A 12,923-nucleotide genomic window follows, 5' to 3' on the forward strand; every position below is an offset into this window, starting at 1 on the left:
TCCGGTAAGCAAACATTTGAACGGGGATTTGTCGACATGGGAACTGACACGTGATGCGTTCTGGGCGGATCCGTTCACGTTCTGGCCATACATAGCCTGTTACTCGTTGACCGAGGGCTGTCACTCTCGGCCCGTCCGTGACCCGACGCCGTAAGGAGTCAAGGTGTCCGTACGTCCCCTTGCCGCAACCGCCGCCGCCGTTCTGGGAGTCGGCGCGCTGCTGGCGCCCGGCCCTGTGGCCCGGGCCGAACAGAGCGCCGCCGTGTCGCCAGGACCGCAGGGAACGCCCTTGGTGATCGCCCACCGCGGCGCGTCCGCCTACGCCCCCGAAAACACCCTCGCGGCTGTCGACCTCGCCGCGGACATGGGCTTCGCCTGGGTCGAGAACGACGTCCAGCGCACCAAGGACGGCGAGCTCGTCGTCATCCACGACGACTCGCTGACCCGCACCACCGACGTCGAGCAGCGCTTCCCCGGCCGTGCGCCGTGGAAGGTCAAGGACTTCACGGCCGCCGAGATCGCCACACTGGACGCGGGCAGCTGGTTCGGCGCGAAATGGGCGGGCGCGCGGGTGCCGACGCTCGAGGAGTACCTCAACCGGGTCGACGAAAACGGCCAGAAGCTGCTCCTGGAGATCAAGAAGCCCGAGCTCTACCCGGGCATCGAGAAGGACACGCTGCGCGTGCTGGGCGAGGAAGGCTGGCTCGACGCCGGGCACGTCTCGTGCCGGCTGGTCATCCAGAGCTTCGGCGCCGCCAGTGTGAAGGCGGTGCACCAGCAGCGCCCGGACATCACGACCGGATTCCTCGGCTCGCCCGCGGTCGCTGACCTGCCGTCGTACGCCGCGTACACCGACCAGATCAACCCGACATACGGCACGCTCACCGCCGGCTACGTCGCCGCCGTGCACCGGCTCAAGGGAGTCCACGGCAAGCCGCTCCAGGTCAGCACCTGGACCGTGAACACCGCCGCGGACGCGGCTCGGGTGGCGGGGTACGGAGTGGACGGCATCATCACCAACAATCCGGACGTGGTGCGGGACGCGGTGGAGGACTGAAACCGCCGCTGACCAGGCGTTGACCTGGGGTTCAGTCCTTGCCTGGCAGCGTTGTCAGTGCCCGGTCGTACGGTGGTCGGCATGAAGAGCTTCGAGTGGACCGTCGTGGGCACGGACATCGGGCCGCTGCTGCTCGCCGCGACCGAGCAGGGCCTGGTCTGTGTGGTGTTCCACGCCCACGCGGGCGTACGGGACAAGGCGCTGGAGCAGCTGGCGGGACGGCTGGGCGCAGAGCCGGTGGAGGACGCGACGGGTCTGCTGGCCGAGCCGATACGTCAGCTGGAGGCGTACTTCGCGGGCAAGCTGCGGGAGTTCGAGCTGCCTCTGGACTGGTCGCTGTCGGCGGGCTTCAACCGGGAGGTGCTGCGGGAGCTCGCGGCCGGCGTGCCGTACGGCACGGTCGTGGGATACGGCGATCTGGCGGCCAGGGTGGGCCAGCCCGGTGCGGCGCAGGCTGTGGGCGCGGCGATGGGATCCAACCCGCTGCCGGTGGTGGTGGCGTGCCATCGCGTGGTGGAGTCGGACGGCGGTCTGGGCGGGTTCGGGGGCGGCCTGGAGACGAAGCGGAAGCTGCTGGCACTGGAGGGAGTGCTGCCGGAGCCGCTGTTCTGAGGCCGAGGTGTACGGGCCGAGCGCGGAGGGCCGGGTTCTGCGGGACGAGCTCCGCGGGCTGAGTCTGCGGGCCGAGCGCGGAGGGCCGGGTTCTGCCGGCCCAACTCTCCGGGACGAGCTCTGTGGGCCGAACAGGCGCGGTTTCGTACGGTCGTGCGAGCTGGCACACTGCGCCAGTGACCACCAGCCCCTACGCACCTGACACGACCGACATACCGGCGTACGTGCGGTGACCTCGCTCGACAAGGCACCCACTTCTGCCACACCCGTGTCCGAGGACGAGCTGCCCGCGCTGCGGCGGCGCATCACCGCCGTGCTCGTCGTCAGCCAGATCCTCGGCGGCCTCGGCGTGGCGACCGGGATCGCACTTGCCGCCGTGCTGGCTCAGCAGGTGAGCGGGACCGAGGCGCTGTCCGGGCTCGCTCCGACCGCGACCGTGGCCGGGACCGCGCTGATGTCCATGCCGCTGGCCGCGCTGATGACCGCACGCGGGCGGCGGCCGGGTCTTGTGCTCGCCTATGTGATCGGGGCATTGGGCGCGGGCGTGGTCGTGCTGGGCGCCGTGGCGGAGAGCTTCCCGCTGCTGCTCCTCGGAATGGCCGGGTTCGGCGCGGGGTCGTCCGCGAATCTGCAGGCGCGCTTCGCGGCCGCCGATCTGGCCGAGCCCGAGCGGCGGGGCCGCGCCATCTCCAATGTGGTGTGGGCGACCACGATCGGAGCGGTGCTCGGCCCCAACATCGCCGCGCCCGCGGGCCGCAGCGTCTCCGGACTCGGCATACCCCCGGCTGCCGGGCCGTTCGTCTGGGCGGCCGGGGTGTTTCTGGTGTCGGCCGTCATGGTCCTGGTGCTGCTGCGTCCCGACCCGCTGCTGACCGCGCGTGCGCTGTCGCCGGCCGACCGCTCCGCGGAAGGCCGTTCGCTGCGGGCCGGGGTACGCGCCGTCCGCGAGTCCCCGATGGCCCGGCTCGCGCTGGTCACCGTCGCCGTGTCGCACACCGCCATGGTGTCGATCATGTCGATGACTCCGGTCGCGCTCAGCCACCACGGCGCGGGCATCCAGCTGATCGGCCTGGTGATCAGCGGCCATATCGCGGGCATGTACGCGTTCTCGCCGCTGATGGGCTGGCTGGCGGACCGTATCGGCCGGCTCTCGGTGATCGGACTCGCGGTCGGGCTGCTTTCCCTCGCCGCGCTGCTCGCGGGCACGGCGGGAGCGAGCCACGGGCAGACCGCCGCGGGGCTCTTTCTGCTCGGCCTCGGCTGGTCGGCGGGCGTCGTGTCCGGCTCCGCCCTGCTCACCGACTCGGTGCCACAGCCCGCACGCGCCGCCGTCCAGGGCCTGTCCGACCTGGCGATGAGCACGACGGCGGGCATCGGCGGCGCGGTCGCCGGACTGATCGTCGCGCAGGCGAGCTACGCCTGGCTGAACCTCGTCGGTGTCTGTCTCCTGCTGCCGATGGCGGCGCTGGCGATTCGCCGAGCGCTGCGCTGACGGAGGGCGGATCGGCCGACGCGCGCCACCGGCGCCGGACCCGGCGGCCGCCCCTTCGCGCCCAACCGCTCAGGCTCCCGACCGAGCCGCCCTTGCCGTCAGCAGCGGCTGGAAGAAGCCTGTGTCGTCCGGGTCGTGCCACGTCACATCGGCAAAGCCCGCTCTCGTCGCGAAGCCCGCCGTCTCGTCCTGTGTGAGCGCCCAGTACGTCGCCCTGTGCACCTGCGTCGTCCAGCCGTCCTCGTCCGCCCCCTTTGTCCCCTTCATCCCCTCCGGCCGTAGCTGGAACAGCTCCAGGTCGTAGCGTTCCCCGTCCGCATGCCAGTGCCAGAGCTGGAACGTGATCACTCGGCCTTCGGGCCCCGCATGGACTTGAGGAGGCGTGGCCCGCGGCCGTTCCCGGCGGAGCCGGTCGTACGGGCGGGTGCTGAGCAGCAGCAGGCCGCCGGGGCGCAGAACCCTGCGCATCTCTCCCAGCGCAGCGAGCACATCGGCCGGAGTGAGCAGGTGCGGAAGGGAGTTGTCGGCGCAGACGACCACGTCGAACGAGGCGTCCCGGAACGGCAGCGCCCGCATGTCCGCGGCCTCCGTCGCCAGCCGCAACCCGCGCGCCGCCGCCTCCCGCGCGGCCCGCGCCGCGGCGACGGGACTGAGGTCCGTGCCGGTGACCCGGTGGCCGCGGGAAGCGAGGCCGATCGCCTGGGTGCCGATGCCGCAGGCGCAGTCGAGCACGTCGTAGGCCCCCGAACCCGACACACCAGTGATCAGCCGGTCGAGCGCGGCTCCCTGAGCGGCGATCCCGGCGGACCAGTCCGCGTACAGCAGGTCGTAACCGGCGGCGAGTTCGTCGTAGAAGCGACGGGTCGCAGAGTGATCCACGCCCACAGGCTATTCCGCGAACCAGCGGAACCGTATGGCCCGGTCGCCGCGTGGTGTCCTACGGTGCTTTCGACGGGCCAAAGAGCAGCGATGCGGGGGAGGTTCCGGGGTGGAAACGGGGAACGCGCTTGCGGAACGGATTGCGGACCGGCGCGCCGGCGTGGGGGATCCCCGCGCGCTGGTGGGTGAGCTGCGGCGGGCGCTGGTCCTGGTGCCGGTAGCCGACGGCGGGCTGTGGACCGCGGAGTTCGGCGGGGTGCGCTGGATCTGCGGGTTCACGGACGAGGCCGCGCTGGCCCGGTTCGCGCAGGCACGGGACGGCGGCGACGGGCGGACCACGGCCCAGGAGTGGGAGTTCGCCGAGCTGCGCGGCGCGCGGCTGCTGGACGAGATCGTCCCGGCGATCGGCGTACCGGCCGGGGTGGCCATCAACGTCGCCGATCCCGAAGGGTCGATGCTGTTTCCGCCGTCGGTCGGCATCGTGCCCGACGCGGTGGCCGTCGACGCGGACGTGCGCCAGGGGAGGGCGGTCTGATGGGCGGCGCGGAGGACCTGAAGCTCGACGCCGAGACCGTCGGGCGGATCACCTCGGGTCTACGGGGTGCGATTGCCGAGCTGCGGGACATCGGCACCGGCTCCGGCTCGGTGCTCGGCAAGGGTTTCTCGGAGCTGGCGATGACGGGCATGGAGGCCGGGCACCACGGTCTGTCGGTCGACTTCGAGGAGTACAGCGAGCGCTGGGAGTGGGGCGTACGGGCGCTGATCCAGGATGCCAACACCATCGCGCGGGAACTGGGGCTTGCGGCCGGTATGACGTGGGAGGAGGACCAGTACATCGAGGGCACCTTCAAGATCGTCGCGAATGCCGCGGTCGGCAATCCGCACGCGAGCGAGGACGACATCGTCAAGCAGAACTGGGGTGACGTCCTGACACCGGACGCGCTGTCCCCCGACTACAGCGCCGAGTCGTTCGAACGGGCGAAGGACGAGATGGGGCAGACCTGGAAGGACACCGGACGGGCAGTGCTGACCGAGGGCAACGGCGGCCGCCAGTCGCGGATTCTGAACGACATGCTCGGCATCGACCAGGGAGATTTCGACCGGGCAGTGGACGACACCTTCGGCCCGTCGCCCGAGGAACGGGCGGCCGCCGCCCAGCAACAGCAGCCGCAGCAGCCGGATTCCGGGGGGAACTGACCGGTGGGTATTGGGGATTTCGTCAGTGACATCACGCCGGACGTGGTCGAGGACGCGGTCGAGGACGGCGTCGAGTGGGCCGGCAACCGCGTCGAGGACGCCGGTAACTGGACCGCCGACCGGCTGGAGGACGTGGGCTGGGAGTCCGGTGCGGACTGGGTGCGCGAGCAGTCCCGTTCGCTGGCGAACCGGATGGGCGCCGAGGTCGACGAGATGGACCTCGGGCAGACCGAGGACAAGACCAAGCTGATCTATGGCAGCCCGTCCAAGCTCCGGGAAACCGCGTCCCATCTGCGGGATTTCCAGAAGTCGTTCAACAGTGTCGGTCAAGGGCTGAAGGGCCTGGACTCGTCCGCGCTGAAGGGTGAGGCGGCGGACGCGTTCCGGGAGACGGTGGCGATCGAGCCGCCGAAGTGGTTCAAGGGCGCGATGGCGTTCGAGAAGGCCGCCGGAGCGCTGGAGTCCTTCGCCGGGACGGTGGAGTGGGCGCAGGGCCAGGCGCAGACGGCCATCGACAAGTGGAAGGCCGGGACCAAGGCGTCCTCGGACGCGCTGGACGCGCACAACTCGAAGGTCGACGGCTACAACCAGGCGGTCGACCGGTACAACGCGCAGCCGGAGGACAAGCGGGACCCGAAGTCACTGCCGGCGAAGCCTGGCACGTTCAGCGATCCGGGCAAGGCGCAGATGCAGGAGGCGCAGGACATCCTTGCCGAGGCCCGCAAACAGCGGAACTCGGCGGCGCAGACGGCGCGTACCGCGGTGCAGGCGGCCCGGGACGCGGCCCCGCCCAAGCCCTCGTACGCCGAACAGGCCATGGACGGCCTCGAAGAAGTGCAGGTCATGCAGACCCACTTCGGCGCCGGCATCGTCAAGGGCACGGCCGGTCTGGTCAATTTCGTACGCAGCGTCAACCCCACCGATCCGTACAACATCACGCACCCGGCCGAATATCTGACCTCGCTGAACAGCACCGCGGCCGGACTGGTGCAGGTGGCCAACGACCCGTGGGGCGCGGGCAAGCAGATGGTCACCGACTTCATGAAGGACCCGGCTGAGGGCCTCGGGCGGCTCGTGCCCGACTTGGCGCTGACCGCCGCGACCGGCGGTGCGGGCGCCGGCGTAAAGGCCTTGCGCCTCACCGACGAACTCGCCGACGCGGCCAACCGGACCCGGAAACTGACTGACGACGCCCCGGACGGCACCCACAACCGCACCAACGGCGAGCGCACCACCGGAGGCACGGACCCGGTTGACCTGGCCTCGGGGCGGATGTTCCTGCCGCAGACCGATGTGACCTTGCCCGGGGCGCTGCCGCTGGAATTCACCCGCCGCGTCGAGTCCGGCTACACCGCCGGGCGATTCTTCGGCCCTTCCTGGTCCTCCACTGTCGACGAGCGCCTCGAGATCGATGCGAACGGCGTCATCCACGTCACCGCCGACGGGCTGTTGCTGACCTATCCGCATCCGGTGCCCGAGCTGCCCACCCTGCCGGAGTCCGGTACGGCGCGCCGCTCGCTGGTACGGGACGAGTCCGGGGACTATCGCCTCACCGATCCGGACACCGGCCTGGTGCGCCACTTCAGCGCGCCGCCGGGAGCTGAGCCGGGCGAGGACGGGGATGCCTGGCTGGTCCAGGTCAGCGACCGAAACGGCCACACGATCACCGTCGACCGGGCGAACGACGGAACCCCGCTGGCAGTGGTGCATGACGGCGGGTACCACCTCGCGTTGACCGTGCACGAGGGACACGTCACGGCGCTGGCGCTGGCCGGGACGGGCGAATGCGGATCGGCCCAGCCCCTGCTCACCTACGGCTACCAGGACGGCAACCTCACCACCGTCACCAAGGCGTCCGGCGGAACCCTCACTTTCGAGTACGACGACCTCCGCCGGGTGACGGCCTGGATCGACTCCAATGAGCGTCGCTACGACTACGTGTACGACGATCGGGACCGGGTCATCGGCGAGGGCGGCGAAGGCGGCCACTTCCAGGTCACCATCGCCTACGGCGCCCAGGACCCGGACACCGGACACCGGATCACGGCGCTGACCACGGCGGAGGGGCACACGACCCGCCATCTGATCGGCGACGGCTGCCGGGTTCTGGCCACCACCGACCCGCTGGGCCACACCACCCGCTTCACGTATGACGACCGCGGCCGACAGCAGACCCGCACCGACGCGCTGGGCCATACCACCGGCTACACCTATGACGAGGACGGTCGGCTTCGTGCCGTCACCCGCCCGGACGGCGGCGAACTGCAGGCGTCACGCAACCAGCTGGGCATGGTCACGGAGTTCACCGGCCCCGACGGAGCCCGCTGGCAGCAGGAGTTCGACGAGCGCGGCAACCGGATCGCGGTCACCGATCCGGCAGGCCACACCACCAGGTACGGCTATGACGAGCGCGGCCATCTCGCCTCCGTCACCGACACGCTGGGCGCCGTCACCACGGTGCGCTGCGACGCAGCCGGGCTGCCTCTGGCGGTCACCGACCCGCTCGGCGGCATCACCCGCTACGAGCGGGACGCCTTCGGCCGCCCCACACGCATCACCGACCCGCTGGGCGCGGCCACCCTGCTGCGGTGGACCGCCGACGGCGACCTCTGCGGCCGTACGGCCCCGGACGGCGCGACCGATTCCTGGACATACGACGGCGAAGGCAACTGCACCGAACACACCGACGCCGCCGACCGGACCACCCGCTTCGAATACACCCACTTCGACGTCCTGGCCGCCCGCACCGACCCGGACGGCGCACGCCACGAATACGCCCATGACGCCGAGCTGCGCCTGACCCAGGTCACCAACCCCCAGGGCCTGACCTGGTCCTACAGCTACGACCCGGCCGGCCGGCTGACTTCCGAAACGGACTTCGACGAGCGCACCGTCAGCTATGCCCTTAACGCGGGCGGGCAGCTCACGGCCCGTACCACCCCGCTCGGCGAGACCATCAGTTACGAACGCGACCGGCTCGGCCAGGTAATCCGCCGGGACGTCGCGGGCGATGTGACGACCTACGCGTACGACCCGGCCGGGCGCCTGGTCCAGGCCGCGGGACCGGGCGGGGAGTTGGTCCACACGTACGACCGCTGCGGCCGCGTCAAGACGGAACTGGCCGACGGCCGGGCCACCACCTACGCCTACGACGCCGCCGGCCGCCGCACCCGCCGGGTCACCCCCACCGGCCGGCTCACCACCTACGGCTACGACGCCGCCGGCCGCCCCACGCATCTGACCACCGGCGGCCACCGCGTCTCCTTCACCCACGACCGGGCCGGCCGCGAACTCGAGCGGGCTTTCGGCGACACCCTCACCCTCGCCTCGACCTGGGACGCAGCCGGCCGCCTGAGCACCCAGCACCTCACCGCAGGCACCCGCACCCTGAACCGCCGCAGCTACACCTACCGCGCGGACGGCTACCTCAATGCCCTCGACGACGCCCTACGCGGCTCCCACCGCTTCGACCTCGACGCTGGCGGCCGCGTCACCAAGGTGACGGCCGCCGGCTGGACAGAGACGTACGCCTACGACGCGGCCGGCAACCAGACCTCGGCGTCCTGGGCCGAAGGCCACTCCGGTGCCGACGCGCTCGGCGAGCGCAGCTACTCGGGCACGCGTGTGCTGCGCGCCGGAGCGAACCGCTACGAACACGACGGCGCGGGCCGGTTGGTGCAGCGCACCAAGACCCGCCTGTCTAAGAAGCCCGCGACGTGGCGCTACTCGTACAACGCCGACAACGAACTCGCCGCGGTCACGACGCCCGACGGAACGCTCTGGCGCTACCGCTACGACCCTCTCGGCCGCCGCACCTGCAAGCAGCGCATGGCCGCGGACGGCACGACGGTGACCGAAGAGACCACCTTCACCTGGGACGGCACGGTCCTCGCGGAACAGACCACGACCAACCCCGCGGAGCTCCCCCACCCGGTGACCCTCACCTGGGACCACCAGGGCACGACACCCCTGGCCCAGACGGAACGCCTCACCGACGAGGACACCCAGCGCGAGATCGACTCCCGCTTCTTCGCCATCGCCACCGACCTGATCGGCACACCTACCGAACTCCTCACGGAGTCGGGCGACATCGCGTGGCACACCCGCACGACGCTCTGGGGCACGACCACCTGGAACGCCGACGCCACGGCGTACACACCTCTGCGCTTCCCGGGCCAGTACTACGACCCGGAAACGGGCCTCCACTACAACCACCACCGCTACTACGACCCCCAGACGGCCCGCTACACAGCCCCGGATCCGCTGGGCCTGACGCCGGCCCCGAACCCGACGACGTATGTCCACAACCCGCACACGTGGGCCGACCCGCTCGGTCTTGCGCCGTACCGGGCCGGGGAGACACTCGGCGATACATCCCAACTGCAGGGATGGATCCCGACGGAGGTGCCCGCGGAATCAAGGGCCGTTCTGCAGGACATCCGCGAATTCGGAGTTGAGGCTCAAGGCGCGGGTCCCCAACTGATGGGCCCCTCGGTGCCCCGCCCCTTCGAGAACAGCGGAAAGAACGGCGGATATCAACTGCCCGAATTCGACAGCTCCGGCAACCCCGTTCGCTATACCGAGTGGGGAACGGTGCAGTCCGCCCAGAATCCAAAATGGGGCGGGGAGCGAATCGTCACCGGCTCCGACGGGTCGGCCTACTATACTCCCACCCACTATCAAACCTACATCGTGATGGAGCCCGGACGATGAGTGGAATGACCTGGTGGACGAATCAGGCGCCCTGGCTGCATGTCGTCCCGGACGAATCTGCGGTAACTGCCGCACGCGCCCTGCCGCCGAGCGGACTGATCCACGTGGCCAGGATGCAAGGCCGGGCGATGACCGACGCCGATGGAGTTTTCACCGAGTTCTACAATGCCCTCCGCCTTCCGGACTACTTCGGCTGGAACTGGAATGCGCTGCGCGATTGCCTGCTGGAGCTGAACTGGATCAAGGCCGACCGCTATCTGTTGATCGTGGACGACGCCGAATCAATCCTCTCTGGGAGCCCAGGTGAACGCGAGACCTTCTTTCGGATTCTCTCGGAAGCCGCCACGACCTGGTCCGCAAAGCCTCAGTTCCCCGGCAAGGCCAAAAGCATTCTGAGCGTGGTTTTTCTCTGCCCCTCCGAAACCTGCGAGGAATTCAGCAAGGAGCTCGCCGGCATTCCGGGCGTACAGGACTGCTGACTGGCCGCCACGGGCGGAGTTCACCGGATCCGGGGTTTAAGGTAGCCGTCGACGATCATCGCGCACGGGCTGCCGCGGCTCCGCAATCTCGCCGTCGCCGAGGAGCCAGAAGGGCTCGTACGGGCCCGTGGCGCCACCCCGGCGACGACGCCCAGATTGTCTCGTTCGACGTTCCCAGGGGTTCCCGGATCGGGCAGGATAGTCCAAGAAGGGTAAGTCTCCTTTAATGATGCACAGCAGTGAAAGCCTGGAAGCGGAGCTCGAGCGTCTTCAGCGCCGCCCCGGCGCCGACTCCGCCCCGCCCGTCCTCTGCGAATTCGCGGTGGATGTCTCCGGCGATCCCACGCACTATGTGAATCGCCTACGGTCCGTGCTTTCAGCTGCCGTGACCCTGGGAGCCACTGCCGATTTCGAGGAAGAGAGTCTTCCCGTCGATGACGTGCCGGACTGGTTCGTCGCCATCAGCTCCGGGGACGAGGGGCGGGCCCCCGACTTCGCAAAGAACGGACGCAACGCGTATAGGGACCGCGTGGACCAGCCCTGGGAACTGCAGAACTGGCTCTACCGATTCGACCCCGACGAGGACTCCAGGGGCTGGGAGTGGTGGGACATCACAGCGGCCGGACCGTCCCGCGTGCATGTCTGGGTGGACAGCTGGGGGGAATCCTTCTTCGGCTGTCAGGAACTGCGGTGGGCGGCATACACCGCCGGCGCCCTGCGCGTTGAGGGGCCTACCGTCCGGCGGTCCGAGGCTTGGGTCACGGAAGCCGCGGAAGGGGCTTTCGACGCTTCGTGAGCCGTGGGTGGTCGTGGCACGGTCCACTGGAACCAGCAGGCCAGAACGTCCTTCGGTGGAGCCGCCACCCAACCCTGCGAGGCCGCCCGCCCCGGCCGCGCTCCCCCGGACGCGCGGGTGGTGTGCGCCCCCGGGAGCGCACACCCCACTTACTGCCCGCGGTCAGTGCACGTACGTGGCCGACGCGGGCTCCACTTCCGGGTTGGTGCCGTGCACCGTGGTGGCCGTGTCCGCGGTGTCGCTCTGACTGCCGCGGCCGATGTGGTTGAACGCGAGGTTGAGCAGTACCGCGACGACGCAGCCGGTGCTGATGCCGGAGTCGAGGACGATGCGCATGCTCTCTGGGAAGGCGTGGTAGAAGTTCGGGCTGGCCATGGGGATCACGCCGACGCCGAGGCTGATGGCCACGATGAGGATGTTGTCACCGCGTTCGAGGCCGGCCTGGGCGAGGGTCTGGATTCCGCTGGCGGCCACGGTGCCGAACAGGGCGAGGCCGACGCCGCCGAGGACGGGCTGCGGCACCAGGGAGACGACTGAGGCGAGGAACGGGCACAGGCCCAGCAGGATGAGGATGCCGCCGCTCGCGGCCACGACGTACCGGCTGCGGACCTTGGTGATGGCGACCAGGCCGACGTTCTGCGCGAAGGCGCTGGCGGCGAAGCCGTTGAAGAGCGGGCTCAGCGCGGTTCCCAGGCCGTCCGCGCGCAGCGCTGCGGCGAGGGTCTTCTCGTCCGCGGGCTTGTCGACGATCTGGCCGAGGGCGATCACGTCGGCAGTGCTCTCGGTCATGGAGACGATCATCACGATGATCATGGAGATGATCGCGGCGACGGCGAACTGCGGAGCGCCGAAGTGGAAGGGCGTGGGGAAGCCGATGACGTCGGCATCGGCGACGGCGCTGAAGTCCGCGAGGCCGAGGGGCAGGGCGATCAGGGTGCCGGCGACGAGTCCGAGCAGGATGGAGATCTGCTTGAGGAAGCCGCGCAGAACTCTGCGGAGCACCACGGTGATCAGGAGTGTCACGGCGGCGAGGCCGATGTACTTGATGTCTCCGTAGTCCGCGGCCTGCGGGTTGCCGCCCTGGGCCCAGTTGAAGGCGACGGGCAGCAGGGACAGGCCGATGAGCGTGATGACGGTGCCCGTGACGACGGGCGGGAAGAACCGGATGAGTTTGCAGAACCATGGGGCGAGCAGGAAGCCGAACACTCCGGCCACGATCACGGCGCCGTAGATCACGGGCAGCGCGTCATCGGGGCCTTCGGCCTTGGCGATGGCCAGCATCGGGGCCACGCCGGCGAAGGAGACGCCGTTGACGAAGGGGAGACGCGCGCCGACGTTCCAGAAGCCGATGGTCTGCAGCAGGGTGGCGATACCGGCGGCGAAGAGACTGGCGCTCATCAGGAACGCGATCTCTGCCGTGCTCAGTCCCACGCCGATGCCGACGACCAGAGGTGGGGCGACGACACCGGCGTACATGGCCGCCACGTGCTGGAGACCGGCGCCGAGGAGCTTTCCGAACGGCAGGGTCTGGTCGACGGGATGCTTCGCGGCGGGGGCCGTGGCAGGGTCCGGCGCGGGGGTCGGGGCGGGGCCGGGGGTGGCTGTGGGCGACACGGAAGGTACCTCCTGGGCTGCTGTGGCACGGCGGTCGCCGAGGAGGGGCGCTGGGGAGCGGCCGATGCCTCGGAGGGCCGTGTG

10 protein-coding genes and 1 pseudogene are annotated in these 12,923 nt (G+C 70.0%); 9 read left to right on the forward strand and 2 right to left on the reverse strand.

Going from position 1 to position 12,923, the window contains the following annotated elements; all coding sequences use genetic code 11:
* The first annotated feature begins 163 nt into the window (after nucleotides 1-163).
* From ACH4YL_RS33275 to ACH4YL_RS33285, 3 genes are all read left to right on the forward strand, one after another.
* On the forward strand, nucleotides 164-1,057 hold the full coding sequence (locus ACH4YL_RS33275; protein ID WP_398511227.1) for a glycerophosphodiester phosphodiesterase: 894 nt from the start codon (nucleotides 164-166) through the stop codon (nucleotides 1,055-1,057).
* Nucleotides 1,058-1,138: 81 nt separating this feature from the next.
* Nucleotides 1,139-1,669 carry a methylated-DNA--[protein]-cysteine S-methyltransferase gene (locus ACH4YL_RS33280; RefSeq protein WP_398511228.1) on the forward strand — a complete coding sequence of 177 codons (531 nt, stop codon included), beginning with the start codon at nucleotides 1,139-1,141 and terminating at the stop codon, nucleotides 1,667-1,669.
* A gap of 268 nt (nucleotides 1,670-1,937) precedes the next feature.
* Complete coding sequence (locus tag ACH4YL_RS33285) at nucleotides 1,938-3,161, forward strand: MFS transporter (RefSeq protein WP_398511229.1); 1,224 nt, start codon at nucleotides 1,938-1,940, stop codon at nucleotides 3,159-3,161.
* A 69-nt stretch (nucleotides 3,162-3,230) separates the two neighbouring features.
* Here ACH4YL_RS33285 and ACH4YL_RS33290 read toward each other — a convergent pair whose 3' ends face one another.
* On the reverse strand, nucleotides 3,231-4,040 hold the full coding sequence (locus ACH4YL_RS33290; RefSeq protein WP_398511230.1) for a class I SAM-dependent methyltransferase: 810 nt from the start codon (nucleotides 4,038-4,040) through the stop codon (nucleotides 3,231-3,233).
* A 109-nt stretch (nucleotides 4,041-4,149) separates the two neighbouring features.
* On the opposite strand from ACH4YL_RS33290, the gene ACH4YL_RS33295 reads away from it, so the two are divergent.
* From ACH4YL_RS33295 to ACH4YL_RS33320, 6 genes and pseudogenes are all read left to right on the forward strand, one after another.
* On the forward strand, nucleotides 4,150-4,575 hold the full coding sequence (locus ACH4YL_RS33295) for a hypothetical protein (protein ID WP_398511231.1): 426 nt from the start codon (nucleotides 4,150-4,152) through the stop codon (nucleotides 4,573-4,575).
* Nucleotides 4,575-5,237, forward strand: a complete 663-nt coding sequence (locus ACH4YL_RS33300; RefSeq protein WP_398511232.1) for a hypothetical protein — start codon at nucleotides 4,575-4,577, stop codon at nucleotides 5,235-5,237. The genes ACH4YL_RS33295 and ACH4YL_RS33300 overlap by 1 nt, the downstream gene beginning before the upstream one ends.
* Before the next feature lie 3 nt (nucleotides 5,238-5,240).
* Nucleotides 5,241-9,950, forward strand: coding sequence for a putative T7SS-secreted protein (locus ACH4YL_RS33305; protein WP_398511233.1), 4,710 nt, complete (start codon nucleotides 5,241-5,243; stop codon nucleotides 9,948-9,950).
* 5 nt (nucleotides 9,951-9,955) lie between these two features.
* Nucleotides 9,956-10,429, forward strand: coding sequence for a barstar family protein (locus tag ACH4YL_RS33310; RefSeq protein WP_398511234.1), 474 nt, complete (start codon nucleotides 9,956-9,958; stop codon nucleotides 10,427-10,429).
* 48 nt (nucleotides 10,430-10,477) lie between these two features.
* Nucleotides 10,478-10,576 (forward strand): annotated as a pseudogene (locus ACH4YL_RS33315) (pseudouridine-5'-phosphate glycosidase); the annotation flags it as partial.
* 82 nt (nucleotides 10,577-10,658) lie between these two features.
* Nucleotides 10,659-11,225 (forward strand): hypothetical protein, encoded by a 567-nt coding sequence (locus ACH4YL_RS33320; RefSeq protein ID WP_398511235.1) that lies wholly within the window; start codon nucleotides 10,659-10,661, stop codon nucleotides 11,223-11,225.
* A gap of 162 nt (nucleotides 11,226-11,387) precedes the next feature.
* On the opposite strand, the gene ACH4YL_RS33325 is transcribed toward ACH4YL_RS33320, so the two are convergent.
* Complete coding sequence (locus ACH4YL_RS33325) at nucleotides 11,388-12,839, reverse strand: nucleobase:cation symporter-2 family protein (RefSeq protein WP_398511236.1); 1,452 nt, start codon at nucleotides 12,837-12,839, stop codon at nucleotides 11,388-11,390.
* Nucleotides 12,840-12,923: the final 84 nt, after the last annotated feature.

This window comes from Streptomyces sp. NPDC020681 (assembly GCF_044334895.1).
Lineage (GTDB): Bacteria > Actinomycetota > Actinomycetes > Streptomycetales > Streptomycetaceae > Streptomyces.

Excerpts from the sequence above, each read along its gene's own strand:
- ACH4YL_RS33320 (WP_398511235.1), top strand. The coding sequence starts at position 10,659 with ATGCACAGCAGTGAAAGCCTGGAAGCGGAGCTCGAGCGTCTTCAGCGC.
- ACH4YL_RS33310 (WP_398511234.1), top strand. The coding sequence starts at position 9,956 with ATGACCTGGTGGACGAATCAGGCGCCCTGGCTGCATGTCGTCCCGGAC.
- ACH4YL_RS33280 (WP_398511228.1), top strand. The coding sequence starts at position 1,139 with ATGAAGAGCTTCGAGTGGACCGTCGTGGGCACGGACATCGGGCCGCTG.
- ACH4YL_RS33300 (WP_398511232.1), top strand. The coding sequence starts at position 4,575 with ATGGGCGGCGCGGAGGACCTGAAGCTCGACGCCGAGACCGTCGGGCGG.